Raw genomic sequence first — 25633 nt, 5'->3', positions numbered from 1 at the left:
GTGAGCGAAAATCCCCAAAACCCTAACGCTTTTGAGCTTTCATCGTTTGCCCCGGACGACGCATCACTGACCGTGCATCGCATGGCCGCGCATGATCGTCTGGCCTACCAATCCCGAGTTGTTTTGCGCTTGGGCCAGATGCTTCTTGCGGCTGGTGCTGGTTCCTACCGCGTCAAGGCCTCGATGCGCACCTGCGCCGAGGCGGTTGGCATTGAAAAGCACCACGCTCAGGTGACCTTCACTGAGGTCGTTGCAACCGCCTATGCGAATGGTACTTTCCGTACCGAACTTGCTGAGCAGCGTCTCTTGGGCGTCAACGCTGACCGAATTGACCGCATCACAAACTACTTGGCGTCAATTGAAGGCACACAAGTGCTCGTCGAAGACGTCGATAAGGCTCTTGACGAGATTGAACGCGTCAAGCCCCTCTACGGGTGGCTCGCGAATGCTCTTGCTTCGGGACTCGCCTGTGCGGCCTTCGCATTCCTGAACGCTGGGGGATGGGTGGAGTGCTCGGTCGTCGCGATCGCGGCTTTCGTTGGTCAGTTCCTCCGCCGTCAAATGCTCAAGCGCCACATGAACCACTTCGGTGTGTGGATGGTGTGTGGAGGCGTCGCTGCAAGCGTGTACATCCTGTGCGTCTACTTGGCGCAAAAGTACATGGGGATTGAACCCACTCACCAAGCTGGATTTATTTCAGCGCTCCTCTTCTTGGTTCCAGGATTCCCGCTGGTTACCGGGATCATTGACCTAGTTCGTCACGATTTCGCCGGCGGTATTCAGCGCATCGTCTACGTCGCCATGCTGGTTGTCTCCGCTGGTGTTGCCGTGTGGAGTATCTCCGAGGCCTTTAACTGGTCTGTTACTCCCGAATACGTTGTTTCACTGCCTGCCTATATCCACTTCCCGCTGCGCTTCTTCACCAGTTTTGTTGCAGCCTTTGGCTTTGCGATGCTCTTTAATTCCCCGCCTAAGGTTTGCGCTGCTGCGGCTCTGATCGGCGCGGTCATCAACACCGGCCGTATCGCTTTGGCTGTTGAACTGGGAATGCCGGTGCCCGCGGCAGTGGGACTTGCTGCCCTGTGTGCTGGACTTTTGGCGGCTGCTGTTGCGGCGAAGACGCGCTATTCGCGTGTGACCTTGTCCGTTCCTGCCGTGGTCATCATGATCCCCGGTGTTCCGCTGTATCGTTCGCTCACGTACTTGAACAATGGCCAGACGTTGGAAGCCCTCGAGCAGCTGTCTACCGTTCTCTTCACAATTGTTGCGATTGGTATTGGTCTGGCGATTTCGCGAATGCTGACGGACCGTGCGTGGCTCATGGAATCGCCGACCGGTGTTCCTCGCCTAGAAGAGTCAATGAACGAGGCCTAAAAAGCGTGTCCACCATGTGCACTCGTCGTGCCCGGTGCCACGAGCCTTCATAGACTGAAGATGTGAAGACAACATCTAAGGTTCCTCGTCCTGTCGGTTCTGGAATGCCCACGGTCAAGTACCGCGCCTTCCTTGACACCAACCCGGTGGATCTTCCCGATCGCCAGTGGCCCTCCAAGCGCATTACCCACGCGCCCAGGTGGATGTCCACGGATTTGCGTGACGGAAACCAAGCGCTGATTGAGCCCATGGATTCCGCGCGAAAGCGCAAGATGTTCGATCTTCTCGTTCGCTTGGGCTACAAGGAAATCGAGATTGGCTTCCCCTCGGCGTCGCAAACGGACTTCGATTTCGTCCGTTCGCTTCTTGAAGACGATGCTCTTCCCGAGGACGTGACGATCTCGGTGCTCACGCAATCGCGCCCTGAGCTCATCGAGCGAACGGTTGAGTCCATCGTTGGTTTCCCGCGCGCAACAGTGCACCTCTACAACGCGACGGCCCCCGTGTTCCGTGAGGTCGTCTTCAAGGCTGACCGTGCGCAAACCGTTGAGCTTGCACGCTTTGGTACACGTGAGGTCATCGCGCAGGCAGAACGTCAATTGGGCGATGAGACCATCTTTGGCTTCGAATATTCACCCGAAGTTTTTATTGATACCGAGCGTGATTTCGCGCTGGAAGTGTGCGAAGCCGTTATGGATATCTGGCAGCCACAAGAAGGCCGCGAGATCATCCTCAACCTGCCCTCGACCGTTGAACGCGCGACCCCCAATGTCTTCGCCGACCAGATCGAGTACATGTCGCGTAACCTTTCCCGACGCGAGCACATTGCGCTGTCTGTTCACCCGCACAATGATCGTGGAACCGGTGTCGCCAGTGCTGAACTTGCACTCCTCGCCGGCGCAGACCGCATCGAAGGCTGCCTCCTGGGACAAGGCGAACGTACCGGTAACGTTGACCTGCTGACCTTGGGACTGAATCTTTTCAGCCAGGGAATTGATCCGGGCATCGACTTCTCGGACGTCGACGAGATTCGCCGGACGGTCGAGCACTGCACCCAGATGGAAGCATCGCCTCGTGCGCCATACGTTGGCGACCTTGTTTACACGAGCTTCTCGGGATCTCACCAAGACGCAATCAAGAAGGGCTTCGCAGCCCGCAAGATCAAGGTGGACGCGGCCGGAGGCGACGAGAACTCCGTGGTGTGGGAGCTTCCTTACCTCCCCATCGACCCGCACGACGTGGGGCGCTCTTACGAGGCCGTGGTGCGTGTGAATTCTCAGTCCGGTAAGGGCGGGGTTGCCTACCTCATGTCGCGGGCGCACAACCTGGAATTGCCTCGCCGACTGCAGGTCGAATTCTCGCGGATCGTCCAGCGTCACACCGACACCTACGGCGGCGAAATCAACGCCGACGCACTGTGGAAGATCTTCGCTGACGAGTACTTGCCCACCAGTGCTGCTCCCGGCCTGCAACCGTGGGGCCGCTTCGAATTGCGCAAGTCGCAGGTGGGAACTGTCGACGATGAACACGTTGAATTGCATGCAGAACTCACGGATAACGGTGTGCTGACCGCGATTGATGCAAACGGAACCGGCCCGATTGATGCCTTCGTGTCAGCCCTGCACCAATTCGATTTGGATGTGCGCGTCTTGGATTACTCCGAGCACGCAATGAGTCAAGGTCGCGACGCAAAGGCAGCTTCGTACGTGGAGGCCGCTGTTGACGGACAGATCGTGTGGGGCGTTGGCATCGATTCTTCGATTACCCGCGCATCCTACAAGGCCGTGATTTCGGCGGTTAACCGCGCGCTGCGCAACCAGTAAACACGAGGCGCGGCTTCAAGGACAGCGAGTCGACCGCTGAGCGCAGCGCATAGGTGAAGGGGGGCATCGTTAAGATGCCCCCTTTTCTTTCCCTGCACTTCGACGAGGGAAAACTCCGCCAAAAGTGAAAGGTTACGTGGCCTCGCGCTGCCGCCCTACTTGGCCTCGTCAGCGGGGAAAGCCCGCATCCCCGCCCCCGTACTGACCGCCCTACTCGGCCTCGCCTGAGGGGAAATCGCCACCCGCAATCTCATCAAGAAGGTCCAGGGAAGGCACAAAGAAAACCTGGCCGAAAAGTACCTTCGAGAAGGTGAGAAGGTAGTCCTTCTTCGACACCATGTTGGTAAGCATTCCTTTGGTGACGCTCCAGCGGCCCGCATAACCGATGAAGTAGGTTCCGGTGATCCCGGATGCCGGGTCAGAGAAGGGAACATTCATTCGAATGATCTTGTTCTCTTCTCCATCGATGATGAATTTTGAAGTGACGTTGTGTGCATTGGGAGCTTTGGCCTCGTCATCAAGCTCGAGATCGGTGAACTGCTCGCGACCAATTGCTCGCTCTTGCTCGTGTGTTCCAAGGGAATGCCACGCATCCATGTCGTGGATCCACTTCTGCGCGAAGGCGTACGAACCGCCTGCGAACTGCGGGTCTTCGCTGCCGACTTCGGCCCACAGCGATGCATCGATCCCGGTCGGGTTCTCGGTCCCATCAATGAAACCGATGATTGCGCGTCCCTCGAGGTAACGGAAACCGTGGGTCTCATCCACAACCCTTGCAAAATCCTTGAAAGACAGGCGGTACTGTTCGGCGACTTCGTAGACAACGGCCTCGCGCTTGGCACGAATGTGAAGGAAAAGGTCAGCGTCCGCGCCGATTCCTTCGGGCATAGCGATGGAAGGGGTTTCTGCGTTGACGAGGCCCTTGAACTCCTCAAGTTCCTGCGGGCGGGCTGCACCCGGGAAAAGATAATCCCAGCCATTGCGGCTCACGCCGATGGAGACTCGCAGATCGTCGCCCTGTGCGCGGATATTCATTGACCGATTGATTGCCTGGGAGGTGTCAGCAAAATCGCGGAAGGCATCCAACTCTGCGGCCTGATCCTGACGATTAAAACGCAAGTAAACGAAGAGAACGCATTCTCCCGCGTCCTTGTAAACGTCTTGGGGATGAGTGGACATGATGACCTCCGTCGTGGGTACCTTCATGTTGATCATAGGTCGTGGAACTAGTGTTTGCCCTCGCGGCGGATGAGCGGGGGAGGGGCATCAGTCGAGTAACGATCAAGTGCCGTCGCGACCGAACCGCGCATGATGACCTCAATGTTTTCGGTCAAAATGTAGGGATCGGCTTGCATGTCCCGGTTGAGCCAGTGGAAGAGGTGCGCGACAACACCCAAGGTGAAGTGATCGATGATGAAATCACGCTGGGCTGGGTCAAGAGGAGCGCTTCCTTCCAATTCGTTGATGATTGCCCGCATCATTTCCCGGAAAGCGCGGTAGAAAAATTCCTCGATTTCACTGCGGCTGAGGGAAGAAACGACCGCATAGGTCTGCTCGCGGTGCTCGCTCATGTACACCAAGAGATCACAGAACCCGTCGGACCACTCGCGGTAGGTCGCATGAGCCATGATGTGTGTGACGATATCGCGCTCGAAGACCCAGGTGGCCAGGGACATGACATCGGGGAAGTGATAATAAAAAGCCTGGCGCGTGACCCCTGCTATTTCGGTGAGGCGGCGAACCGTCACCTTGGTGAGAGGCGTGGTTCTGAGCTCCTCTTTGAGGGCGTTGCCGAGCCTCTCGTGGGTTAACTCTGCGTTGGTCGACATGAATGTCCTAGGTCGATAGTCCTGTGTGATGTCTGAATGGGAACACGTGGGATGTCGCGTTCTCTTGAGTATTAGACACTTTCGATTCGGTGTCCAATGACTCGCGCGAGAAGTGCCTCTTAGAGTGAGCGCATCATCTTGTTTCACAAAGGAGTTGGAGACATGTTCCTCTTCGAGTCAATTCCCTGGTATTCCTGGCTTGCCTGGTTCGGGGTCCTTGCTGCTTTGATCATCGGCAACGAGATCACCCGCCGCTGGAAGTGGGCAGGGATCGCAATCTTCATTGTTCTTCCCATTGTTCTGACCATCTTCGTCTGGCCGACAACAGCGGGTCCCGATTCCTCGACAGGAACCTGGTTCCACTGGGTCAAGGTCTACTCCGCCCTTGCTGGGTGCCTGGGCTTCATGGCAATCCGCTACATCCCCAAGTTGCAGACGAATCGTTGGGCTCTTGCCTTCCCGCCGGCGATCTTGGCCATTAACATCACCGAGGCCTGCATCCGTGACTTCCAGGTCGGTGCTATGGGTGTGCGTGAGATGGTCGATGGAGTCTTCATGGTTTCCGGCCCGTGGAACTACATGAACGGTATCGCCGGTCTGCTCAACCTCCTGACGATCTGTGGGTGGTTCGGTATCTTTATCTCTCGCGATAAAGAACAGGACATGATCTGGCCCGACATGCTGTGGTTCTGGATCATCGCCTACGATCTGTGGAACTTCGCCTACGTGTACAACTGCGTGGGAGACCACTCCTTCTACGCCGGTGCAGCTCTTCTCATTTCCTGCACTATCCCCGCTTTCTTTATCAAGCGAGGCGCGTGGCTCCAGCACCGCGCGCACACCCTGGCGCTGTGGATGATGTTCACCATGGCAGTGCCCTCATTCGTCACCTCGTCGAAGTTCGCAGTCAATGCCTCTCACAACGACGCGGCCCTCATGACCGTTTCTGCGATCGCGCTCGCGGCTAATGTGGCCGTTGCGCTCTACCAGATCTACGTGATTGTCCGTGGGCGTAAGAATCCGCTGCGCGATGAGCTCTACACCGATCTCGAGGCATACAAGAGCGTTCGCGAGGCCAATATCTGAGTGGTTGTCGCGCCACTATTCGCGATCTAGATCCTTCACGTATTCCACATCTATTCGGGCGATATCTATTCGGGCGATGCAGGATCTGAAATTACACAGGCATATTGCGCTTGGGGTCACTTCGGCCCCAAGCGCAATTTTGTGTCGCGGCGGGCCTGCTCTGGCAGGGAATGTGAAAATAAGAAGGTGATCAGGAGTTACAGGGACGAGGCCGTGGTTTTGCGCACGCAAAAACTAGGTGAGGCCGACCGTATCATTTGGCTCCTGACCTCTGAACATGGCCAGGTACGTGCTGTTGCCAAAGGCGTGCGCCGAACAACATCTAAGTTCGGAGCACGCCTCGAGCCCTTTTCTGTCGTCGATATTCAGCTTCATCGCGGGCGAAGCCTCGACACGATCATTCAAGTTGAAACGATTGCCTCCCATGGGGAAATGCTCGCCTCTGACTACGAACTCTACTCACGGGCCTCGGTCATCGTTGAAACCGCAGACAAACTATCAAGCGACGGAGACGACGGGACCCACCAGCAGTATCTTCTGCTGGTCGGAGCGCTCCACGCACTGTCTCATCGCCGGCACGACCCAGCCCTGATCTTGGCCTCGTACATGCTTCGCGCCCTAGCGATCGCAGGGTGGGCCCCGTCCTGTTTCGACTGCGCAGTGTGTGGAGCCGAAGGACCACACGCTGCCTTTTCGATCACCGAAGGCGGTGCCGTGTGCGAGAACTGTCGCCCACCCGGCGCCTCTCTTCCGGCTCCTGACTCAATGGAGCTCATGGGATCTCTTCTAAGCGGTGATTGGCATGATGCTGATAACTCGCCGACGTGGGCGCGCTCGGAAATGATGGGACTGGTTTCTAGCTACACTCAATGGCATATCGAGCGACGCTTAAAATCACTGCAACTCCTGGAAAGGAGCGCACACGGATGAGCTCTGAATTCGCACAACTGACGCCCATGGATCGCGCGCCCAAAGACCCACGTCAGCCGGTCGCAGGACCGGGGCAGTGGCCTCGGCAAGCACCCGAATTTGCGGCCGGGGAAGTACCTCGCCACGTCGCCATCATTATGGACGGCAATGGGCGCTGGGCCAATGATCGGGGACTTCCGCGCACCGAGGGACACCGGGCCGGCGAATATGCGCTTCTCGACACGATCGCCGGGGCCATCGACGCGGGAGTGCGTTATCTTTCCGTCTACACTTTCTCGACGGAAAACTGGAAGCGCTCGCCTGCAGAGGTCCGCTTCATCATGAGCTACGCCAGCGATGTCTTGGCTCGGCGAACGGAGCTGCTGAACCAGTGGGGAGTGCACGTGCGCTGGAGCGGGCGCGAGCCGAAACTGTGGAAATCGGTCATTCACGCTTTGGAGCGCGCGGAAGAAAAAACGCATCAAAACACCACTTTGGATTTGGTGATGTGCGTGAATTACGGGGGTCGCGCGGAAATCGCGGATGCTGCGCGCTCGATCGCACAAGATGTTGCCGCGGGGCGTTTGTCGCCGCGCGGGGTGAATGAGCGGACTTTTGCTCGCCACCTGTATCTGCCCGATGTTCCCGATGTTGATTTGATGATCCGAACTTCGGGGGAGCAGAGGCTCTCGAACTATATGCTGTGGCAGATGGCCTATGCGGAATTCATGTTTAGTCCGAAACCGTGGCCGACTTTTGACCGCGAGGCGCTGTGGGACTGTCTTCTTGAATACGCCGGGCGTGAGCGGCGCTTTGGCGGCGCTCAGGACCTTGTGGCTGGTGGGGCTGGCGCTTAGGGCCTCGTGCGCTGAGCCGTCCAGTTTCTACTGCCTCATCCGCGCCTCACGCTGCTCCGCGTGTGTTTTGCGCCCACTCTCCGCTGCTCCGCGTGTGTTTCACGCACGCTCCGCGCCAGCTCCACATGAAGTCGGTGAATGTCACAGGCTATGCCCTGTGTCTTTTTCCGACTTCGTGTGTCATTTGGGGAGGGGGCGGAGGAAGGCACGGATGGCGTGTGTTATTCCGCGACTTCCTGTGTCAATTCGGCGTGCTCGAGGCTCTGTTCGCTTCCGCGCCCGCGGCGTCGCTTGACCAGAACGACCGTTGCGACAACCGCAGCCGCTGCAAGCAGGCCAAGCCAAGCCCACACCGAACCAGCTGCCGCGCGCACAACCGCCATCCACACGGCGAGCATGCCTAGACCGTACATGATCGACCAAGCGATACAGCCCGGAATCATCGCGAGCGTGTACTTTTTCCATGACATTCGCACGACGCCAGCTCCGGCATTGACTGCAGTCTGAACGCCGACAGTGAGGAAGCACAGGGGAATGATGACGATTCCCCACTGCTCGAGCAGCCGAGCACCGTACTTCGGGACGGGACCGTTAAACCAAGCAGCGATCTTTCCTCGCAGGCCGTTCTTCCCCGCAGAGGCCAACGCGCCTTTTGCTGCACCGCGACCCAGCCAATAGGTCAGCTGTGCGCGATGAAAAACAACGAAAAACAGGAAGATAAAGAGCGGCAGTCCCGAGGACGCCCACGAGGGTGTCAATTGTTTGCCTTTCGCGTGCAGTCGGCGCACAGGCCAAAGAGCTCAATCGAGTGCTCAATCTGGGTATAACCGTGCGTCTGCGCAACCGTAGAAACCCACTTTTCAAGTTCTTCAACACCCAAATCCTCGGCTCGCCCACAATTGCGGCACACCAGGTGGTGGTGATGCGTGTGAGTATCGCACTTGCGATACAGGGCCTCGCCCTCGCTGGAGCGCAGGACGTCAATTTGATGGTCTTCAGCCAATGCCTGGAGGTTGCGATAAACCGTCGCCAAGCCGATCTTGTGCCCGCGCGAGGTCAGGTCCTCGAAGACCTTCTGCGCGCTGCGGAAGTCGCGGTGCTCACTGAGGTTGTCGAAAACCGCCTGGCGCTGCTTGGTCATTCGCTGCATGGCGATCCTTTCATTGACGAGGCCTATGTTTCCTTTTTCGTATCCCTAGCCGCGCGCGGTGGTGGCGTGGGCCTGGTCCGTGCGCGAGGCCTCGGGATGATCAGCGGGGGCGGACAGTGCGCGCATCCTCTGCTTGCGGCGGAAGTGGTCGCGTAGGCCTCGGATTCCGTATCCAACAGCATAGAGAGCAATCGCCCCAACAACAATTGTTGCGCCGGGGGAGAGGTCGACGTAGTAGGTCAGGGTTAAACCGCCCAGACATAGCACTGCTCCCAGGACCATCGCATACGCCATGGTCCGGCGGAAGGAATGCGCCCCCAATTGTGCGATCGCTACGGGAACGACCATGAGAGCCGAGACAAGGAGCGACCCAACGATTCGCATCGCGACAACAACTGTAAGGGCTGACAAAATCGCGATGAGCATGGTGAGTGCGCGCACAGGAAGCCCGGTCGAGCGAGCGAATTCCTCGTCATTTGTCACCGAGTAGAGTGCGGGAAGCAGCCCGATACCGATCACGACAATGACAAGAGCCAGGAGACAAATCGACCAGACGTCACTGCTTGAAACAGTTGAAATTGAGCCGAAAAGATAGGCGTTCAGCTGGGAAGATGTGCCGTTAGCCAGCCCGATGAGCAGTACGCCTCCGGCGATACCGCCGTAAAAGAGCATGGCAAGGGCGACGTCTGAGGAAGTTCGCCCGGACTGGCGGACAAGCTCGATGGTAACCGCGCCAAGTAAGGACACAACTAGGGCTCCGGGGATTGCCCACTGATCATGCGGCGTGACATTTGCGGCGGTCCCGGCAAGCCATCCCAAGGCGACTCCCGTCAAGGAGATGTGGCCGATCCCATCACCGAGCATCGCGAGGCGACGGTGCACTAGGTAGGTCCCGACGATTGGCGCGCATAAGCCGACCAAGAGCGCAGCAAGAAGGGATCGTTGCATCAACGGGGATGCGAGCATATCGAAGATCATCGGCTTCCCTCCGTTTCGCGGTGGTCGGCCGTAGTGCAGTGGTCGGCGTGTGGATCGCGCGCTTCGCTTCGGGCAGGGCCGTCATAGGTAAAGTGTCCGGATCGGATGTGGAGTTCACGGTCGAGGACTGGGGCAAGTTCGCCTAACTCGTGGAGTACCAGCAGGATTGTGACCCCCTCGTCCTTTGCGGCTTGGCAGATTTCAGCCAGCCTAGCGCGTGAGGATGCGTCGATCCCAGCCATGGGTTCGTCCATGATGAGGAGTTCCGGCTTGCGGACCAATGCGCGCGCAATGAGTACGCGCTGTTGTTGACCGCCGGAAAGAATGTGGAGTGGGTCCTTCGCGCGATGTGCGAGGCCGACGGCGCGCAGTGCGTCGAGTGCTTTGGTGCGGTCGCCGCGAGAGTGCCACCACTTGCGGTTTCCCAGGAGTCCGGAGAGAACAACTTCAATGCATGATGAAGAAATCGCGCCGCCTGAGGATGCTCGTTGGGGAACATAGCCGATCCGCTGCCATGGGATTGAGGAGCGCTTTTGGATGGAATTGCCAAAAAGCGTGATATCTCCCGAAGAAATGGGGGCCGTCCCAAGGATTGCTTTCATGAGCGTGGATTTTCCAGCGCCATTTGGGCCGGTTACGGCGACGCATTGCCCTTGGGGGATTGAAGCGGTGATGCCGTGAAGAATGAGGTCGTGTTCCCAAGCGACGTGGACATGGTCCAGTGCGATCACCGGGTCAGTAGAGATATTGAATGTCGTTCCCATTAGTGTCGAGTGTAGTCGTTGGGGCGGCATGGTTCACTGTGGAATCATGCCGCCCCAACGCGGAGATATCAGTTCAAATCTGGTGCGGTGTTTACTCGCAGCTCAGAGCCTTTTGCAGTGCTTCAAGGTTCTCGTTCATCACTGCTTCGTAGTCCTTCGAATCATCGGCCTGAGATTCGATCGGGTCGAGAACTGCAGTGGTGATTCCCAGATCCTTTGCCAGGGTTTCAGCAACCTTGGGGCTGAGGAGCTCTTCGGTGAAGATGGTCGTGATTCCCTTTGCCTTGACCGCATCGGAAATCTGCTTGAGACGTGCGGGGGAAGGGGTGGAATCGGGATCGAGGCCGGACAAGCCCAGCTGGGTGAGGCCGGTGCGGTCAGCAAGGTATCCGAAGGCCTCGTGAGAGGTCACAAATTCCTTGTGCTGGCACTTTGCAGTGCCGTCGACAAGCTTCTTGCTCAGGGCTTCCATCTGAGACTTCATGGAAGCAGCGTTCTTCTTGTAGGTTTCGGCGTTGGCCGGATCTGCTTGGGCAAGGGCGTCGCCGATTTGGGTAGCTGCGCTAGCCATGCGGGTGGGGTCGAGCCAGAAGTGAGGATCGGTTGAACCGTGCTCGTGCTCATGTTCGTGAGCTTCTTCTGTCTTTTCGCCGTCGTCAGCGACATCTAGTTCGCTTTCGTGCTTTTCTGCGTCAACCAGGTCAACGCTGGTCGACACGTCGATGACGGTCTTGGGGGCGTTGAGCTCAACGGCCTTGTCGACTGCGGATTGGAAACCCTTGAGGTAAACGACAGCTCCTGCCTGGGAGAGCTGCTGGACTTTTTGGTTCGACAATTCGAGGTCGTGGGGTTCTGCTCCCGGAGGGGTGAGGGACTCGACGCTGACCAGGTCTCCGCCGATCTTCTCGGTCAGGTACTGGAGGGGGTAGAAGCTAGCCATGACCTTCATGGGGGAAGCGGAAGCTTGGGAGCTTGAAGCGCTTGAGGAAGGTGAGGAAGCCGAAGAAGAACATGCGCTCAGTGCAAGCGCTGCGGCGGCGGTAACGGCAAAAACAGTATGTGAACGCGAAAAACTCATGATAATCATTATCAAGCGTATTGATAACGATTGTCAAAAGTGGGCTCGCCCTGTGGAAGCGCGTACGACGAGGTCAGGAGTAAACGCAAAATCCTGATGTTGCTGCGGTTTTTGTGAGTGGATCGCATCGAAGAGTGAAGAGACTGCCGAATGTGAGATAGCTTCAACCGGCTGTCGGACCGTTGTAAGAGCGGGGGAGAGATGGGGCATGAGAAAGGAGTCGTCAAAGCCGATTACCGAAATGTCTCCGGGAACGCTCAGTCCTCTCGACTGAATGGTCCTGATTGCACCCATTGCCTGCAGATCTGATCCGGCAATGATCGCCGTAATTCCCGCATCGATCAGGGAATGGGTTGCCGAGGCCGCGGCCTCGTAAGTGTAGAAGGTTTCCACGACCATAGGGTTGGGGATCCCAAGTTCTTGGGACATGACTTGGCGGAAGGCCTCGCCTTTGCGCAGTGCTGGGACGACGTGATGACGTCCACCGAGCATTGCAATCTTGCGGTGGCCTAGTTCTTTGAGGTGTTGGACTGATGCACGAATTCCCAGAGCGTCTTCCGTTGAAAAGTCTGGCGCTTGGACCTCGTTCCGAGCGCCGTTAATCGTGACGAAGGGGAGATGAATCTGGGAGAGATTTGTATAGCGGCTCAGGTCCGCTTGCAGGTCTGCGTGGCGGCCAGAGACAAAGATGAGTCCTGAAACTCCTCGCGCAAGAAAGGCTTGAGTGTGTTCTTCTTCGCTGGTGGTGCCGGGGGTTTGCGAGGCGATAAATGCCTGGCCACCCGCCCTGTCGACCTCTGTGTGGAGGGTGTGAGCGAAGGTGGCAAAAATGGGATTTGTCAGTTCGGGGACGATTACTCCGATGATGAGGCGATTGTCATCGGCAAGCATGCTGGGGCGTTCGTAGCCAAGTTCGTCGATTGCTGTGAGAACTCGGTATCGAGTGTCGTCCGAGACCTGTCCGACTCCGTTAAATACGCGCGAGACGGTTGCGATAGAAACACCGGCATGTGAGGCAATGTCGGCCATGCGGGTGCGGTTCTTCGACATCGAAGGGCCTTTCAGAATGGGCATGCATGATAGACGGGATGTAACCCAAAGATATCATTTTTCTAACAATCCTGAAACCGCTTGCTGAAAATGATTTTCTGTGATTAGAGTGGTCTTAAGTGCGAAGTACAACTATGTACGAGCAATACTCAATTGATCAGGAGTTGACATGCGACGAGGCATAGCAGTATGCGGAGTTTTGGCAGTTACAGCAACGCTTGCAGCGTGCTCGAATGGAAGCTCGAGCTCTTCGAGCAGCCAGTCGGCGAGCGCGAGCGCTTCTTCCGTCGGTTCGCTGACGGTGTGGGCCGATGACACCCGTTACTCGCAGATCCAAGAGCTGGCCAAGGACTTCACCGCAGCCACCAAGGTTGACGTTCAGGTTGTTCAGAAGTCTGAGACCGACATGGACCAGGAGTTCATCAGCCAGGTTCCGACCGGAAATGGCCCCGACATCATCGTTATGGCTCACGACAAGCTCGGCCAGATGGTGAAGAACGGTGTTGTTTCCCCCGTTGACTTGGGCGATGCAAAGTCAAAGTTCTCTGAGGCAGCAATCCAGGGCGTGACCTACGACGGCAAGACCTACGGCGTCCCCTACGCCGTTGAGTCTGTTGCGCTGGTTCGTAACAACAAGCTCACTTCCGATTCCCCGAAGACCTTCGACGAAATGGTTGCCTCGGGTAAGAAGGCTGGTTCGGAGTACCCCTTCGTTGTTCAGATGAGCACCGACGGCGATCCCTACCACCTCTACGCTTTCGAGAGCTCCTTCGGTAACGAGGTCTTCAAGCAGTCCGCTGACGGCTCCTACACCTCTGATCTGACCCTGGGCGGCGAAGGCGCATCCGAGTTCACCCAGTGGCTCAAGGAGCAGGGCGCAGCAAAGACCCTTAACCCGAATATCACCGCTGACGTCGCCAAGGATGCTTTCCTCAAGGGCAACGCAGCCTACATGGTGACCGGCCCCTGGAACGTCACCGCTGCTAAGGAAGCCGGACTCGACGTCTCCGTCCTCCCGATTCCTTCCGCAGGTGGCAAGGAAGCCAAGCCCTTCGTCGGCGTCCAGATGTTCTACCAGAGCTCCAAGACCCAGAACCAGGTTCTGGTCAGCAAGTTCTTCCAGTACCTGGAGACCAAGGAAGCACAGTCCAAGCTGCAGCAGCTGGGCGGACGTGTTCCGGCAATGACCGAAGTTGCTGACTCGCTCACCGACGAAAACCTCAAGCAGTTCGCTTCCATCGCCGGAAAGGGCCTCCCCATGCCGGCAATCCCCGCAATGGGTTCCGTGTGGGATTACTGGGGCAAGACTGAGGTTGCCATCGTGAATGGCGCCGATCCCGCATCCTCGTGGGAGACCATGGTTAACAACATCAAGACCTCGATGAACAAGTAGTCAGGTCTCTCGGTTTTGCGGGCGCCAAAACGGGGCGCCCGCAAAACCCATACCTGAGCATTTTGTGCTCACGGTCCCCTAATCGCTGTTATAGGTAACGAAGGACCACAATGCCTGCAGCTTCTTCCTCGAATACCGTTCAGAAGGACCGAACCTCGCATGCGCGTGATGTCATGCGACCCGGTTTTATTGTCAAACTCGTCATCATGATGCTCATTGACGCGCTGGGCATCTATGGAATCATGGCGGCATGGGCCGTTAATTCTCGGATCATCATCGGTGTGATGGCGGTCCTGCTCATCATCATTAACTGGGTTTATTTTTCGAAGAGGGCACTTCCTGCCAAATATCTTCTTCCCGGCATGATCTTCCTCTTGATCTACCAGCTCTTCGTCATGGGCTACACCGGGTATGTTTCTTTGACCAACTACGGAGATGGCCACAACTCAACAAAGGCAGACGCGATTGAAGTTGCTCTTTCGTCGAACCGTCAGCGTGTTGAAGGGGCTCCAACTGTCCAGACCGCGGTCGTTGAAGACGGAAGTGAACTCGGCCTCGTTGTCGCAGACCCCGCGACAGGCGAACTGAAGCTCGGTACGGCAACCAAGCCCCTCCAGAGCGTCCAAGGTAAGGTCACTGCAATGGGAATTACCGAGGTTTCGGGCTATGAAGTCCTTGACCTGGGTGCTCTTGCCAGCCGCCAGACGGAAGTTTCCAAACTGACGGTCCCCGTGAGTTCTAACCCGAATGATGGCTTCTATCTAACGACGGATGGAACTTCTGGCTACCTCGCCAAGTCCACCTTCACCTACGACGAAGCCGCCGATGCTCTGACGAACACCGAAACCGGTGTTGTTTACAAGGCGAATAACCAAAAGGGTGTCTTTGAAGATAGCCAGGGGAACCAGCTGTCCACCGGCTGGCGAGTCTTTGTTGGCGCCTCGAACTACACCGCAATGTTCAAGGATTCCGGCCTGGTTAAGCCTTTCGTAAGTTCCTTGGTGTGGTCCTTTGTCTTTGCTATCGGTTCGGTGCTGACGACTTTCGCCTTCGGACTGGTCCTTGCGTTGATCTTCTCTGATCAGCGCATCCGAGGTCGAAAGATCTACCAGTCGCTGATGATCCTTCCTTACGCATTCCCGGCCTTCTTGGCAACCTTGGTGTGGAAGGGCATGCTCAACGAACAATTTGGTTTCATCAACCGGACTTTCTTCGGTGGTGCACAGATCCCGTGGCTCAGTGATCCCATCCTCGCGAAGTTTGCGATTCTGGGGGTTAACCTCTGGCTGGGATTCCCTTACATGTTCCTAGTGTGTCTGGGTGCACTTCAGTCTCTTCCGGGAGATGTTGAGGAAGCGGCAAAGATGGATGGCGCTTCTGGTCTGCGCACAGTGTGGTCAATTAAGTTGCCACTGGTTTTGCAGTCCACCACTCCGTTGCTCATCGCCTGCTTCGCCTTCAACTTCAACAACTTCTCGCTGATCTACATGCTGACGAAGGGTGGCCCCGACTTTGAAGGTGCGCAGTATTCGCTTGGGCAGACTGACATCTTGATCTCGATGGTCTACAAGATCGCCTTCGCCGGCGGTGGATACAACTACGGTCTGGCATCGGCCATGTCGATCTTCATCTTCGTGGTGGTTGGCGTGATTGCCTGGCTTGGATTCCGTCAGACGAAGGCATTGGAGGAACTGTGATGGCTGAACGTAAGAACAAAGCACAGTTGACCACTCTTCGTGGCGCGCACTGGTGGCGTGAAATTGGCTGGAAGCACATTGTCGGTATCGCTGTCATCATCTACTGCGTTATTCCGCTGCTTTACGTGCTTTCGGTGTCTTTTGTTCCGAATGCTGTTTTGACTGCGCCGCTGAGTCTGTCGAATGGAATCTCCTTCGATAACTTCAAGGCATTGGGTTCGGATCAATACAGCATGTACTGGCAGTGGATTTTTAATTCACTGGTGGTTTCGACCGTCACTGCAATTGGAACGGTCCTCATGGGTGCGGCCGCTGCCTACGCCTTCAGTCGCTTCCGCTTCCGAGGCCGTCGCGGAACCCTGACCTTCCTGCTTCTGGTTCAGATGTTCCCGCAGATGCTGGCTTTCGTGGCTCTGTTCCTGCTCTTGCTGGGAATTAAGGACATCTTCCCTGCGCTGGGCCTGAACTCGAAGCTCGGTCTGATCTGCGTCTACCTTGGTGGAGCGTTGGGGTCGAACACCTTCCTGCTCTTCGGTTTCTTCAACTCCGTTCCTCGCGAGCTTGACGAGGCTGCAGAAATTGACGGTGCGTCCCATGCCCAGACCTTCTGGACCATCATCATGCCGCTGGTTCTTCCTGTTCTGGCAGTTGTTGGTCTGCTGAGCTTCATTTCCAGCTTCGGCGACTTCGTCATTGCCAAGGTTGTTATGCAAACCCCCGATCAGTACACGCTGGCGGTCGGTATGTACAACTGGGCTGCCGACGAACGAAATGCCCCGTGGGGTGTCTTCGCGGCTGGATCGATCATCGCTGCAATTCCGGTGATCTTGCTCTTCCAGTACCTGCAGAAGTACATCGTTTCCGGTTTGACCTCTGGTGCGGTGAAGGGCTGAGCGCCCGCTTCTCGCTGACCCGGCCCCGGCCTCGTTCCTCTTTGTGGGGACGAGGCCGGGGTTCTTTTTGTGCGCGAAAGCCGGGGAGGGCGGTGCTTCGCAAGAGATTTTCGTGTGGGACTTGACAGGTTGGTTGGTTATATGGTTCATTAGTCATGTAATGAACCACTGAAGCTGAAGGGAGGACCTGCGCATGGCACCCACATTCGTCTCGGGGATCCCGATCTACGTGCAGATCGCCGACGACATCCGCGCGCAGATCTTGCGCGGCGCCCTGCGCGCCGGGGATCAGCTCACCTCCACCACGGAGTACTCCGCGACCTACCGCATCAACCCGGCCACCGTCGGCAAGGCCTTCGCGATTCTCGTCGACGAGGGACTCGTCGAAAAGCGACGCGGCATCGGCATGTTCGTCGCCGAAGGCGCCCGCCGCGCGCTCGTGGCCGACGGGCTCGCCACCTACGTGGAGGAGACCCTGAACCCCGCCGTCGAAGCGGGCCTGGCCCTGGGCCTCGACCTCGACGCCATCATCGACCACGTCCGCGCCTACAACGCTGACACTACTGCCAAGGAACGCTCATGATTACCCTCAACTCCATCAGTCACACGTATCCGGGAGAGAACGAGGCGGCGCTGCGCGACATCTCGCTCACCCTCGGGGACGCAACCGTCACCGCCCTCGTTGGCCCCAACGGCTCGGGCAAGACGACGCTCATGCAGATCCTGGGCGGTCTGCTCCCGTCTTCGGCAGGAAACGTGTCCATAAATGGAACGAAGGTGAGCTCTAATGACCTGCTCGGATACTCGATCATGGTCTCCTCGGACAGGGACTTCGACAACTCCTCGGCCGCCGCGCTGGTTGCCTATGCCTCGCTGCGCCAGACGTGGGATCAGAAACTTTTTGACCACTATGTCCAGCGTTTTGACTTTCAGCTGAAGGGCCGTAAGAAGTTGCGCAAAGTGTCTTCGGGGCAGGCTGCCATCTTGACCGGTGCCGTCGCGCTGGCCTCGGGTGCTCCCATCACTATCCTTGACGAGATTCAGGCTCCCATGGACGTCCCCACCAGATACGCGTTCTACGAGGAATTGATCACTCTGGCAGCTGACATCATGGAAGGGCGCCGTCCCTGGCGCAGCTTCCTCATCTCTTCGCACATGGTGTCCGAACTTGAAAACGTTGCCGAAGACGTCGTAGCCCTCAAAAATGGGCGTCTGCTTGCCCATGAGGGCGTTGACGAGTTCACTTCGCGTTTCTGTGCGATTACCGGTAACGCCGCTGACGTGGAACGCTTCCTGGCCGATCATTCCGATATTGCCGTCATTACTTCTCGCGCGCTTGGGTCCGCACGAGAGATAGTTGTGGACCTGCGTGGCCGTGGTGTCGCTGACCATGAGATTGCATCCCACTCACTGACCTCCTCACCCTGTTCTTTCCAGGACGCCTTCGCCTACCTCATCCAGGAGAACGACCAATGAACACCGCAACCCCAGACCTCATCAAATCCTCCCCCTCGCCCCTGCGTATTGGGCTTGTTCGCTCGCGATTCACTGTCGTGCTCTACCTGCTGGTGGTGGGCTGCCAGTTCCTCACCAACTTGGCGATCAACGGCATCGTCTACCTATCAGTCTCCGATGTCACCAAGAACATTGAACAGTCCGCCACAAACTCCGCTTTTGTCACGGGTACTTTCCTCTTTATCTGTGGGATCATCAGCGCCACCGTCGACTTGCGAGCCTCTGCTCTTAGCGGTGGCTCGCGCACCGCACTCACCGCAGCGAGTTACGTGCATTCCATTGTCATCATTGGCTTGGGGTCTCTTATCTGGTGGCTTCTTATCGCAATCCATCCCCTGCTCTTCTTCATGGGACGTGGCTCCTTTCCGCTCGGCGTCGACACGTGGTTATTTGTTGTCTTCGCTTGGGTCGTCTGCGATGGGGCCGGACGTTTTATCGGAGGAGTTTCTCGTTGCATCGGCTCGACCTGGAAGAGGGCTTTCGCGCTCATGCTCGCAATCCCGCTGGGTATCTGTAGCATCGGCGTGCCGATCACTTGGGTGATTCTCACGCTTGTCCACAAGTCAGGCTATCTGCCCCCGATGGATCCGGCCTTTTGGCTGCTCGGCCTTATTTCGGCAGCAGTTGTCGTCGCGGGCTGGCCCCTGACGGCATCCGGCCACATCCGTCGCATCGGCTAAGGCACATCGGCCAAATGAGTGTGGGGAGCAACTTAGGTTGCTCCCCACACTCTCTTAGCGCGAGTGCCCTCGGGCGCGGCCTCGAGAGACAAAACTAGAGTTCGACCTTGAGCTTCGTGAACATCTCTGAAATGTCTTCTGCGACAGTTGCAAAGAGGGAGGTGGTCGTGGTTGCGGTTGCGGTGATCACCACGAAAGAATCCGCAGTCATGGGTATTCTCCACACCCATTGAACGACCGTGTATGAGTTCGCGGCATCGGAGTACACGCCCTTGCAACGAATAGCTTTAGCGAAGATCGCTGAAGACTCTCCCGAAGGAGAGTAACGACCAGGTTCTACGTCTTCTTCTGCCAGAGTGCTCCAGCCGGGGAGTTTCACGTTCAACGCTGCAGAAAGCTCGCCGACTGAGGGAAGCGCATCGGTATCTCCAAGGGATGCGGTAACCGTAAAGGACGAAGGAAAACCTGACTGGGGATCTGAGGGGCCCTGGGCGACGATCAATCGAGAAGACAAGGGAGTCGCTGGGGAAGGCGGAAGCAGCTGAGACGGAGTGTCTCGGGGGAGCTCACGCCATTGCATAGACAGAGGAAGGCGGGCGCTCACGATAACAGCGCGTCCCTCACTCAAGGTAAAACGCAGTGCCTCCCGGGCAGTTTTTCCGTATTTGCTGGTGATATTCCCGTTCTCGTCAACCAAATCGTGGCGCTTATACCATTGCCAATCCGCGTCCATCCACCGCGGAAGCGAAAAGGGAAAAGGGAACATAAATCCAGCGCCGACCAATAGCAGGGCTAAACACGCAAAGAATAGGACCCCTGAAATAGGGCCCGCTCCCCAAAGAGTCAGGGAGAAGAATGAGATACCGCCGCAAAGCGCCGCAATGGTCCAGATCAAGCGGCGGGCAATCTTCCGAGCGGGAGCAAAACGAGTTGCGAAGAAACCGCGCAAGATCTCAGCAAGACGCGAATCGCTGTAGGTTTCCAACCACCAGGAAAACAAGAACACGGCGGGGGCCACTGTCCACGCGATGGCATACAACAACTGATATCTCATGATTTGCTCTCCACACTTCCTAGGGCACGACAAAAGGCGCGAGCTTTGCCCACAGCTCTGTTCGCGTGCACTTCTCCAAGTCTCCTACCGGGCCCGAAGCATGAGCAAGATTTGGCGCATTGAAGGGCTGCGTCAGATAGCTTTCGGGAAGCGTGCGTGCACTCACCAAGTAGGCTGCCCAGGGAACAGAGAGAACAGTGTAACTGCGGTGCGCATGATAGCCCTGAGGACTTCGCATCCAGCTTGTCCACACGGCGTATTCCCAGTCCTTTTCCCTGACCAAACGAGTAAAAGACGACCGCTTCTTTGATTTCTGCAACTCTTCAAGGAGGATGTCGTGCGCGGTCAAGGCATCACCGGAATTTGCTGCATCAATGAATTCGATGGGCACGCGTTTGGGGCCATCGAAGCGATTCTTGAGGGAAGGAAAAGTTGAAAACTCTGCGACGATCTGCGGTACATCGTGCGTTTCCGCAAGATAAACCTGGGTTGTTTCAGGTTCTTTCAAACTACTGAGAATGGTCGACTGTCCCGGAGCGATGAAGGCGCACTGCCTGCGAACTCCGGACGAGGCGTAACGCGGTGAAAGCGCAAATTGCGTGAGGGGAGTGCTGTCCTCGCGGATCGGTGCAAGGAGCATCTGAGCGTGCGCGCTCAAAGCACCATCGGCCTCGAAAACCTTATCGAGGCACAGCTGGGCTTCCCCCGAAAGACCTTCCCGCGCGGATTCTTCGGGACCCGCGAGAGCAATGAACGCGGGAACCGAGGCTGTCGGAAGGTTCAGGGGAGCGGAGAAAAAAGTGCTCATGATGCCACGCTGATCTTCGTCACCATCTTGCCTATGTCCTTGAAATGCTCGGGAAACATGCGCGTCGTTGTTGTTGCTGTGGCAGTGATCCTGACGAAGGTCGACGAGTCGAGTTTTTCAACCCATGACCATTGAATAGCCGTCAAGGAAACGCCTTCATCAGTGTATGTTCCCGTGCACATGAGGGACGCTTTCGGCTTGCTCTGTGTGATCTCGTCGAGCGTGAACCACCCCGGAATCTGCCTGGCAATTGCCGCGCTTAAAGTTCCCAGCGGTAGACGTTGCTCGCCGCTGGCCGGAGTCGCGCAGACTGACAGCGTTGATGGACGCAAATTTTCGTAATCCATAGGGCCTTGAGCGACCAAAACGAGAGGGGCCAAAGGAGTGGACGTGAGATAAGAAGGCATTTCCTCAACGCGCTGCCAGCCTAGGGGAAGGGCAATACGAGTCGAGAACTCTCTTTTCTGGCCGCCACCCAGTGTGAGTTCTGTAGTGGTACGAACCGTGCCGCCGCGGGGAAGGAGATTCCCTACTTCATCGACAAGCCCCTTGCGGACGCTGTCGTGCCATCTGGGGTCCAGCCACGTCGGAAAGTTTCGAGGCAGAAGGCACAGGGGGATCAGAAGAATAGAGGCGCACGTACTCCAGCCAAGAAAAAGCACGATGTGCATGGCGAAACCGTGCTGCCGAGCAAAAACTGTCATTCCAGCAAGCAGCGCACACAAAGCCCACGCGCACAGGCGTAGAAAATTCGCCGGATCTAATGTGTGGACGTTCGTAAATGGCCAAGCTCGCTGAGCTAAACGCGAGTTACTGAATGCAACAAAAAGCATGAACACAAGACGCAGGGCAAAAACGAGGACCCACACGATGACCATCCCGCGCGGGATCGTGTAGGCCAAGGTCGAAATCACCATGCGCACGCCTTGATGCTATGACAAGGGAAACAAACAAAGCAATCTGCTGACTTTTCAGCAATTACTGGCTCGCGTGGCACTCTTCAAGCCCCCCAAGCATTCACCGGCTAAAATATGCACAGACCACTGCGCCAGCCAGGTGCGGTGAGCCCTAAAAAAGGAGTTTTCGTGGCACAGCCATCCACCTCTCGTCTTGATTCCGTTATCTCTCTTGCCAAGCGCCGAGGCTTTGTTTTCCCCTGTGGTGAAATTTACGGCGGTACTCGCTCCGCTTGGGACTACGGCCCGCTGGGCGTGGAACTCAAAGAGAACATCAAACGCCAATGGTGGAACTACATGGTTCGCCGCCGCGCAGACGTTGTCGGCTTGGACTCCTCGGTGATCCTGCCCCGCGAGGTGTGGGTTGCTTCCGGACACGTCAAGGCCTTTACCGACCCGCTCATCGAGTGCCTGAACTGCCACAAGCGTTCCCGCGAAGACCAGCTCATTGAAGAGCTCGCGGATAAGAAGGGCGTTGAAGAATCCTCCCTTTCGCTGGAAGACGTGGCCTGCCCGAACTGTGGCGTGCGCGGCCAGTGGACCGAGCCCAAGGCCTTCTCGGGTTTGCTTAAGACCTTCCTTGGCCCCGTTGATGACGAGGCCGGCCTGCACTACCTGCGTCCCGAAACTGCGCAGGGAATCTTCGTTAACTTCGCTAATGTCATGACCGCGGCACGCAAGAAGCCGCCTTTTGGCATCGGCCAGATCGGTAAGTCTTTCCGCAACGAAATTACCCCCGGTAACTTCATCTTCCGCACCCGCGAGTTTGAGCAGATGGAACTTGAGTTCTTCTGCGAACCCGGAACTGACGAAGAATGGCACCAGTACTGGATCGACTACCGCAAGGCATGGTACGTGGGCCTGGGTATTGATCCCGAAAACCTGCGTGAATACGAACACCCCAAGGAAAAGCTCTCGCACTACTCCAAGCGCACCGTTGACCTGGAATACCGCTTCGGTTTCCAGAACTCTGAATGGGGCGAGCTTGAAGGTATCGCGAACCGTACCGACTACGACCTCGGTGTTCACGCTGAGGCCAGTGGCGCCAAGCTCGACTACTTCGATCAGGCGACCGGCGAACGCTGGACCCCCTACGTCATCGAACCGTCCGCAGGCCTGACCCGCTCCCTCATGGCCTTCCTCATCGAGGCCTACCACGAGGATGAAGCCCCCAACGCAAAGGGCGGCGTCGACAAGCGCGTTGTCCTCAAGCTTGACCCGCGTCTGGCTCCCGTCAAGGTCGCCGTCCTGCCCCTGTCGCGTAAGGAAGAATTGACCGGCCCGGCGCAGGCGCTCGCAGAAGAACTGCGCGAGCTGTGGAATATCGAGTACGACGATGCTGGCGCCGTTGGCCGTCGTTACCGTCGCCAGGATGAGATTGGCACTCCCTACTGCATCACCTACGACTTCGATTCCGTTGAGGATCACGCCGTCACCATTCGTGAGCGCGACTCGATGGAGCAGGTCCGCATTCCGCTCGACCAGGTCAAGTCCTACCTGATTGAGCGCTTGGGAGTTTGCTGAGTGACCTCGCAGTCTCACGCTAGTGGCCCAGCCTGCTTGCAGGTTGGGCCACTGCGGCTGTTTACTCCCGTCGTCTTGGCCCCAATGGCCGGAGTGACGGATGCGCCTTTCCGCCGATTGTGTCGCATGTTTGGTGAAGAGGCCTTGGGTGGGCCTTCGCCCCTGACTGGTATGCCCAGTCCGGCTGCTCTTCCCGGCGCTGCTGAGAGCGCTCGCCCAGCCGCGGCCTCGGGAATTGGGAAAGAAAGTGGCGCGGGCGCGGAACTGACGCCCCACGTTGATGCGCCTGCGGGCCTGTACGTCATGGAGATGGTGACCTCCCGAGCCCTCGTTGAGGGAAGCGCGCGCACGATGGCGATGATTCGCCCTGACCCTGCCGAACGCGTGCGCTCCGTGCAGCTCTACGGCGTGAACCCACAGGTCATGGCGCGCGCAACCCAGATCATGATCGAAGGCGAGTACGCCGATCATATCGACCTCAACTTCGGCTGCCCGGTGCCCAAAGTGACGCGAAAGGGCGGGGGAGCGGCGCTTCCGTGGAAACGGGACCTCTACACCGACCTGCTACGCGCGGTTGTTACCCAGGCGCGGGTCAGCGGGGATGTACGTGGCCGCGAGATCCCGGTGACGGTGAAGATCCGCATGGGAATTGATAGTGGACATGAGACCGGCCTCGAGGCCGCGCAGATCGCCCAAGAACTTGGTGCGGCAGCCGTGACGATCCACGCGCGCACCCAAACCCAGCACTACGCGGGCCAAGCGCACTGGGATTACATTGCGCGCGTTAAGGAAGCCCTGGATATTCCGGTCTTCGGTAATGGTGACGTTTTCGAGGCCGCGGATGCGATCGCGATGATGCGTCAGACCGGGTGCGATGGCATTTCTGTTGGCCGAGGCGCGCAGGGGCGGCCGTGGATTTTCCGCGATATCGTGGCCGCCTACCACGGGCGGCCGGCTTTCCCCGCGCCTTCACTTCGCGAGGTTGCCGCCATCATCGAAACCCACGCGCGCTGGTGCGTGGAAGAAGAAGGCGATGAAGACCGCGCGATGCGCGAAATGCGTAAGCATATCGGCTGGTACCTGCGTGGTTTCAAGGTGGGTGGGCCGCAGCGCCATGCGCTGGGGATGGTCTCTACGCTTGATGAACTGAGCGATCGCCTGACCGATTTGGATCTTGATCAAGATTTTCCCGAGGCCGCGCGTGGGCCTCGTGGGCGCGCTGGGGGAGAGAAGACCCCGCACCTGCCTGACGGCTGGTTGGAACACCGTTATTTGACGGACGCCGAGCGGGCGTCGATTCATCATGCAGAAGTTGGCTACTAAAGGGCTGCTGAGCAGAGGGGACGTCATGGAACCTGTTGTTATTGGACGCAGTGATTTGGGCGAGGCCTACGGCGCAGCACCTTCGGGTCTGGGCGCGGGATTGCTTGACCCTGCGGGAGCTATTCCTCCACGAGGCCGAGTACTTCTGGGCGGTGGGCAGCCGGTGGTTTTCATTGTTCCTCTGATGGCGGGGGACGCGCGTGGAGTCGTTGAACAGATCGGGGCCGCCGCATCGGAGCCGCACGATATGTTCGAGTGGCGTGTGGACTACTTGGATGTTCTTGCGGGGCTTTCAGGTGAGGAACTCAGTGACCAGGCCCGCGAAGAGATTTCGAGGTCTGCGGCAGAGATCTTGGATGCTTCGGATGTTCCTGTTTTAGCTACTGTTCGCACAGTTGCTCAGGGCGGGAATGCTGAAGTTTCAACGCCGGTTTATGGCCAGATCGTTGAGCTACTGGCCGAGTGTGGAATGGATGCGGTGGATGTGGAAATGGCTCCGGCTGCACCTGCACTGACCGAGAAGGCACATGCTGCGGGTGCGAAGGTCGTCATGTCCTTCCATGACTTTGAGGTGACTCCCGAATCGGAGATCATGCGAGAGCTTCTGGAAACCATGGCAGCCTTGGGTGCAGACGTTGCAAAGCTTGCGGTTTTAGCCAATTCGGAGCGCGACGCGCTCAATGTTGAATTGGTGCAAAGGTGGGCGTCCGAGTACGTGTCGGCCCCGTCAATCGTCTTAGCGATGGGTGAGTGTGGCCGCCAGACGCGTGCGACTCAACCTGAAGATGGGGGAGTCGCTTCTTTCGTGGCCGTGAGTGGCCGCGAGAGCGCGCCCGGTCAGTGGGGGGCGCGGGAATTGGCGGAGAGGCTCGGGCGCGAATGAAGGCCCTCG

At 57.6% G+C, this 25633-nt stretch carries 25 protein-coding genes; 14 read left to right on the top strand and 11 right to left on the bottom strand.

The features are described from left to right. The first annotated feature begins 81 nt into the window (after positions 1–81). Entirely contained in the window at positions 82–1374 is a 1293-nt protein-coding gene (locus ACWNMW_RS01805; RefSeq protein WP_034503572.1) for a threonine/serine exporter family protein, read from the top strand. A 62-nt stretch (positions 1375–1436) separates the two neighbouring features. Then, positions 1437–3197: a 2-isopropylmalate synthase gene (gene leuA, locus ACWNMW_RS01800; RefSeq protein WP_034502487.1), complete on the top strand. Its 1761-nt coding sequence runs from the start codon at positions 1437–1439 to the stop codon at positions 3195–3197. A 210-nt stretch (positions 3198–3407) separates the two neighbouring features. Here leuA and ACWNMW_RS01795 read toward each other — a convergent pair whose 3' ends face one another. After that, positions 3408–4376: a Dyp-type peroxidase gene (locus ACWNMW_RS01795; protein ID WP_449489844.1), complete on the bottom strand. Its 969-nt coding sequence runs from the start codon at positions 4374–4376 to the stop codon at positions 3408–3410. 47 nt (positions 4377–4423) lie between these two features. Then, positions 4424–5026, bottom strand: a complete 603-nt coding sequence (locus tag ACWNMW_RS01790) for a TetR-like C-terminal domain-containing protein (RefSeq protein WP_449489843.1) — start codon at positions 5024–5026, stop codon at positions 4424–4426. A 162-nt stretch (positions 5027–5188) separates the two neighbouring features. Between ACWNMW_RS01790 and ACWNMW_RS01785 the strand changes: the two genes are divergently transcribed. The 3 genes from ACWNMW_RS01785 to ACWNMW_RS01775 all read left to right on the top strand — a co-directional run bounded on the left by ACWNMW_RS01785 (position 5189) and on the right by ACWNMW_RS01775 (position 7878). Continuing rightward, entirely contained in the window at positions 5189–6112 is a 924-nt protein-coding gene (locus ACWNMW_RS01785; protein ID WP_314212142.1) for a DUF5692 family protein, read from the top strand. 189 nt (positions 6113–6301) lie between these two features. Next, entirely contained in the window at positions 6302–7042 is a 741-nt protein-coding gene (gene recO / locus ACWNMW_RS01780) for a DNA repair protein RecO (RefSeq protein ID WP_299062902.1), read from the top strand. Further along, positions 7039–7878: an isoprenyl transferase gene (locus tag ACWNMW_RS01775; RefSeq protein WP_449489842.1), complete on the top strand. Its 840-nt coding sequence runs from the start codon at positions 7039–7041 to the stop codon at positions 7876–7878. Before recO ends, ACWNMW_RS01775 begins: the two co-directional genes overlap by 4 nt. Before the next feature lie 221 nt (positions 7879–8099). Here the strand turns inward: ACWNMW_RS01775 and ACWNMW_RS01770 are convergent, their stop codons facing one another. The 6 genes from ACWNMW_RS01770 to ACWNMW_RS01745 form a co-directional block, all read right to left on the bottom strand. Beyond that, positions 8100–8636 carry a hypothetical protein gene (locus ACWNMW_RS01770; protein WP_449489841.1) on the bottom strand — a complete coding sequence of 179 codons (537 nt, stop codon included), beginning with the start codon at positions 8634–8636 and terminating at the stop codon, positions 8100–8102. Continuing rightward, the gene (locus ACWNMW_RS01765) at positions 8633–9028 is read right to left on the bottom strand and encodes a Fur family transcriptional regulator (protein ID WP_295893426.1); all 396 of its coding nucleotides are present in this window, start codon (positions 9026–9028) and stop codon (positions 8633–8635) included. Before ACWNMW_RS01765 ends, ACWNMW_RS01770 begins: the two co-directional genes overlap by 4 nt. Before the next feature lie 45 nt (positions 9029–9073). After that, positions 9074–10006 (bottom strand): metal ABC transporter permease, encoded by a 933-nt coding sequence (locus ACWNMW_RS01760; protein ID WP_295893424.1) that lies wholly within the window; start codon positions 10004–10006, stop codon positions 9074–9076. Then, the gene (locus ACWNMW_RS01755) at positions 10003–10770 is read right to left on the bottom strand and encodes a metal ABC transporter ATP-binding protein (RefSeq protein WP_449489840.1); all 768 of its coding nucleotides are present in this window, start codon (positions 10768–10770) and stop codon (positions 10003–10005) included. Before ACWNMW_RS01755 ends, ACWNMW_RS01760 begins: the two co-directional genes overlap by 4 nt. Before the next feature lie 91 nt (positions 10771–10861). After that, complete coding sequence (locus ACWNMW_RS01750; RefSeq protein WP_295893420.1) at positions 10862–11848, bottom strand: metal ABC transporter substrate-binding protein; 987 nt, start codon at positions 11846–11848, stop codon at positions 10862–10864. 33 nt (positions 11849–11881) lie between these two features. Beyond that, positions 11882–12898, bottom strand: coding sequence for a LacI family DNA-binding transcriptional regulator (locus tag ACWNMW_RS01745; RefSeq protein ID WP_449489978.1), 1017 nt, complete (start codon positions 12896–12898; stop codon positions 11882–11884). 169 nt (positions 12899–13067) lie between these two features. On the opposite strand from ACWNMW_RS01745, the gene ACWNMW_RS01740 reads away from it, so the two are divergent. The 6 genes from ACWNMW_RS01740 to ACWNMW_RS01715 all read left to right on the top strand — a co-directional run bounded on the left by ACWNMW_RS01740 (position 13068) and on the right by ACWNMW_RS01715 (position 19076). After that, positions 13068–14291 carry a sugar ABC transporter substrate-binding protein gene (locus tag ACWNMW_RS01740; protein WP_295894852.1) on the top strand — a complete coding sequence of 408 codons (1224 nt, stop codon included), beginning with the start codon at positions 13068–13070 and terminating at the stop codon, positions 14289–14291. A 110-nt stretch (positions 14292–14401) separates the two neighbouring features. Continuing rightward, positions 14402–15988 (top strand): ABC transporter permease subunit, encoded by a 1587-nt coding sequence (locus tag ACWNMW_RS01735; protein ID WP_295894849.1) that lies wholly within the window; start codon positions 14402–14404, stop codon positions 15986–15988. Then, on the top strand, positions 15988–16881 hold the full coding sequence (locus tag ACWNMW_RS01730; protein ID WP_449489839.1) for a sugar ABC transporter permease: 894 nt from the start codon (positions 15988–15990) through the stop codon (positions 16879–16881). The genes ACWNMW_RS01735 and ACWNMW_RS01730 overlap by 1 nt, the downstream gene beginning before the upstream one ends. A 193-nt stretch (positions 16882–17074) precedes the next feature. Then, entirely contained in the window at positions 17075–17464 is a 390-nt protein-coding gene (locus ACWNMW_RS01725) for a GntR family transcriptional regulator (RefSeq protein ID WP_449489838.1), read from the top strand. After that, on the top strand, positions 17461–18357 hold the full coding sequence (locus tag ACWNMW_RS01720) for an ATP-binding cassette domain-containing protein (RefSeq protein WP_449489837.1): 897 nt from the start codon (positions 17461–17463) through the stop codon (positions 18355–18357). Before ACWNMW_RS01725 ends, ACWNMW_RS01720 begins: the two co-directional genes overlap by 4 nt. After that, the gene (locus ACWNMW_RS01715; RefSeq protein ID WP_449489836.1) at positions 18354–19076 is read left to right on the top strand and encodes a hypothetical protein; all 723 of its coding nucleotides are present in this window, start codon (positions 18354–18356) and stop codon (positions 19074–19076) included. The genes ACWNMW_RS01720 and ACWNMW_RS01715 overlap by 4 nt, the downstream gene beginning before the upstream one ends. A 94-nt stretch (positions 19077–19170) precedes the next feature. Here ACWNMW_RS01715 and ACWNMW_RS01710 read toward each other — a convergent pair whose 3' ends face one another. Genes ACWNMW_RS01710 through ACWNMW_RS01700 form a run of 3 tightly spaced genes read right to left on the bottom strand, consistent with a single transcriptional unit; the run spans position 19171 to position 21855 of the window. Continuing rightward, positions 19171–20130 (bottom strand): hypothetical protein, encoded by a 960-nt coding sequence (locus ACWNMW_RS01710; protein ID WP_449489835.1) that lies wholly within the window; start codon positions 20128–20130, stop codon positions 19171–19173. 19 nt (positions 20131–20149) lie between these two features. Then, entirely contained in the window at positions 20150–20938 is a 789-nt protein-coding gene (locus ACWNMW_RS01705) for a hypothetical protein (protein ID WP_449489834.1), read from the bottom strand. Next, the gene (locus ACWNMW_RS01700; protein WP_449489977.1) at positions 20935–21855 is read right to left on the bottom strand and encodes a hypothetical protein; all 921 of its coding nucleotides are present in this window, start codon (positions 21853–21855) and stop codon (positions 20935–20937) included. Before ACWNMW_RS01700 ends, ACWNMW_RS01705 begins: the two co-directional genes overlap by 4 nt. 168 nt (positions 21856–22023) lie before the next feature. On the opposite strand from ACWNMW_RS01700, the gene ACWNMW_RS01695 reads away from it, so the two are divergent. Genes ACWNMW_RS01695 through aroD form a run of 3 tightly spaced genes read left to right on the top strand, consistent with a single transcriptional unit; the run spans position 22024 to position 25624 of the window. After that, positions 22024–23418 (top strand): glycine--tRNA ligase, encoded by a 1395-nt coding sequence (locus ACWNMW_RS01695; RefSeq protein ID WP_314212709.1) that lies wholly within the window; start codon positions 22024–22026, stop codon positions 23416–23418. Further along, a complete protein-coding gene (gene dusB, locus ACWNMW_RS01690) occupies positions 23419–24741 on the top strand; it encodes a tRNA dihydrouridine synthase DusB (protein WP_449489833.1) in 1323 nt (440 codons plus the stop codon). Between the two features lie 25 nt (positions 24742–24766). After that, complete coding sequence (gene aroD, locus ACWNMW_RS01685) at positions 24767–25624, top strand: type I 3-dehydroquinate dehydratase (RefSeq protein ID WP_449489832.1); 858 nt, start codon at positions 24767–24769, stop codon at positions 25622–25624. Positions 25625–25633 lie beyond the last annotated feature (9 nt).

The organism is Actinomyces sp. Marseille-QA0893 (assembly GCF_976954355.1).
This window is presented reverse-complemented; position numbering and strand designations above follow the sequence as displayed.

Bases quoted from the DNA above. Each gene is read 5' to 3' on its own strand.
- ACWNMW_RS01720 (WP_449489837.1), top strand. From the start codon at position 17,461: ATGATTACCCTCAACTCCATCAGTCACACGTATCCGGGAGAGAACGAG.
- aroD (WP_449489832.1), top strand. From the start codon at position 24,767: ATGGAACCTGTTGTTATTGGACGCAGTGATTTGGGCGAGGCCTACGGC.
- ACWNMW_RS01785 (WP_314212142.1), top strand. From the start codon at position 5,189: ATGTTCCTCTTCGAGTCAATTCCCTGGTATTCCTGGCTTGCCTGGTTC.
- ACWNMW_RS01730 (WP_449489839.1), top strand. From the start codon at position 15,988: ATGGCTGAACGTAAGAACAAAGCACAGTTGACCACTCTTCGTGGCGCG.
- ACWNMW_RS01705 (WP_449489834.1), bottom strand. From the start codon at position 20,938: ATGAGCACTTTTTTCTCCGCTCCCCTGAACCTTCCGACAGCCTCGGTT.
- ACWNMW_RS01750 (WP_295893420.1), bottom strand. From the start codon at position 11,848: ATGAGTTTTTCGCGTTCACATACTGTTTTTGCCGTTACCGCCGCCGCA.
- ACWNMW_RS01700 (WP_449489977.1), bottom strand. From the start codon at position 21,855: ATGGTGATTTCGACCTTGGCCTACACGATCCCGCGCGGGATGGTCATC.
- ACWNMW_RS01765 (WP_295893426.1), bottom strand. From the start codon at position 9,028: ATGCAGCGAATGACCAAGCAGCGCCAGGCGGTTTTCGACAACCTCAGT.
- ACWNMW_RS01710 (WP_449489835.1), bottom strand. From the start codon at position 20,130: ATGAGATATCAGTTGTTGTATGCCATCGCGTGGACAGTGGCCCCCGCC.
- ACWNMW_RS01715 (WP_449489836.1), top strand. From the start codon at position 18,354: ATGAACACCGCAACCCCAGACCTCATCAAATCCTCCCCCTCGCCCCTG.
- ACWNMW_RS01745 (WP_449489978.1), bottom strand. From the start codon at position 12,898: ATGTCGAAGAACCGCACCCGCATGGCCGACATTGCCTCACATGCCGGT.
- ACWNMW_RS01760 (WP_295893424.1), bottom strand. From the start codon at position 10,006: ATGATCTTCGATATGCTCGCATCCCCGTTGATGCAACGATCCCTTCTT.
- ACWNMW_RS01805 (WP_034503572.1), top strand. From the start codon at position 82: ATGGCCGCGCATGATCGTCTGGCCTACCAATCCCGAGTTGTTTTGCGC.
- ACWNMW_RS01775 (WP_449489842.1), top strand. From the start codon at position 7,039: ATGAGCTCTGAATTCGCACAACTGACGCCCATGGATCGCGCGCCCAAA.
- ACWNMW_RS01735 (WP_295894849.1), top strand. From the start codon at position 14,402: ATGCCTGCAGCTTCTTCCTCGAATACCGTTCAGAAGGACCGAACCTCG.
- ACWNMW_RS01755 (WP_449489840.1), bottom strand. From the start codon at position 10,770: ATGGGAACGACATTCAATATCTCTACTGACCCGGTGATCGCACTGGAC.
- ACWNMW_RS01725 (WP_449489838.1), top strand. From the start codon at position 17,075: ATGGCACCCACATTCGTCTCGGGGATCCCGATCTACGTGCAGATCGCC.
- ACWNMW_RS01740 (WP_295894852.1), top strand. From the start codon at position 13,068: ATGCGACGAGGCATAGCAGTATGCGGAGTTTTGGCAGTTACAGCAACG.
- ACWNMW_RS01795 (WP_449489844.1), bottom strand. From the start codon at position 4,376: ATGTCCACTCATCCCCAAGACGTTTACAAGGACGCGGGAGAATGCGTT.
- ACWNMW_RS01790 (WP_449489843.1), bottom strand. From the start codon at position 5,026: ATGTCGACCAACGCAGAGTTAACCCACGAGAGGCTCGGCAACGCCCTC.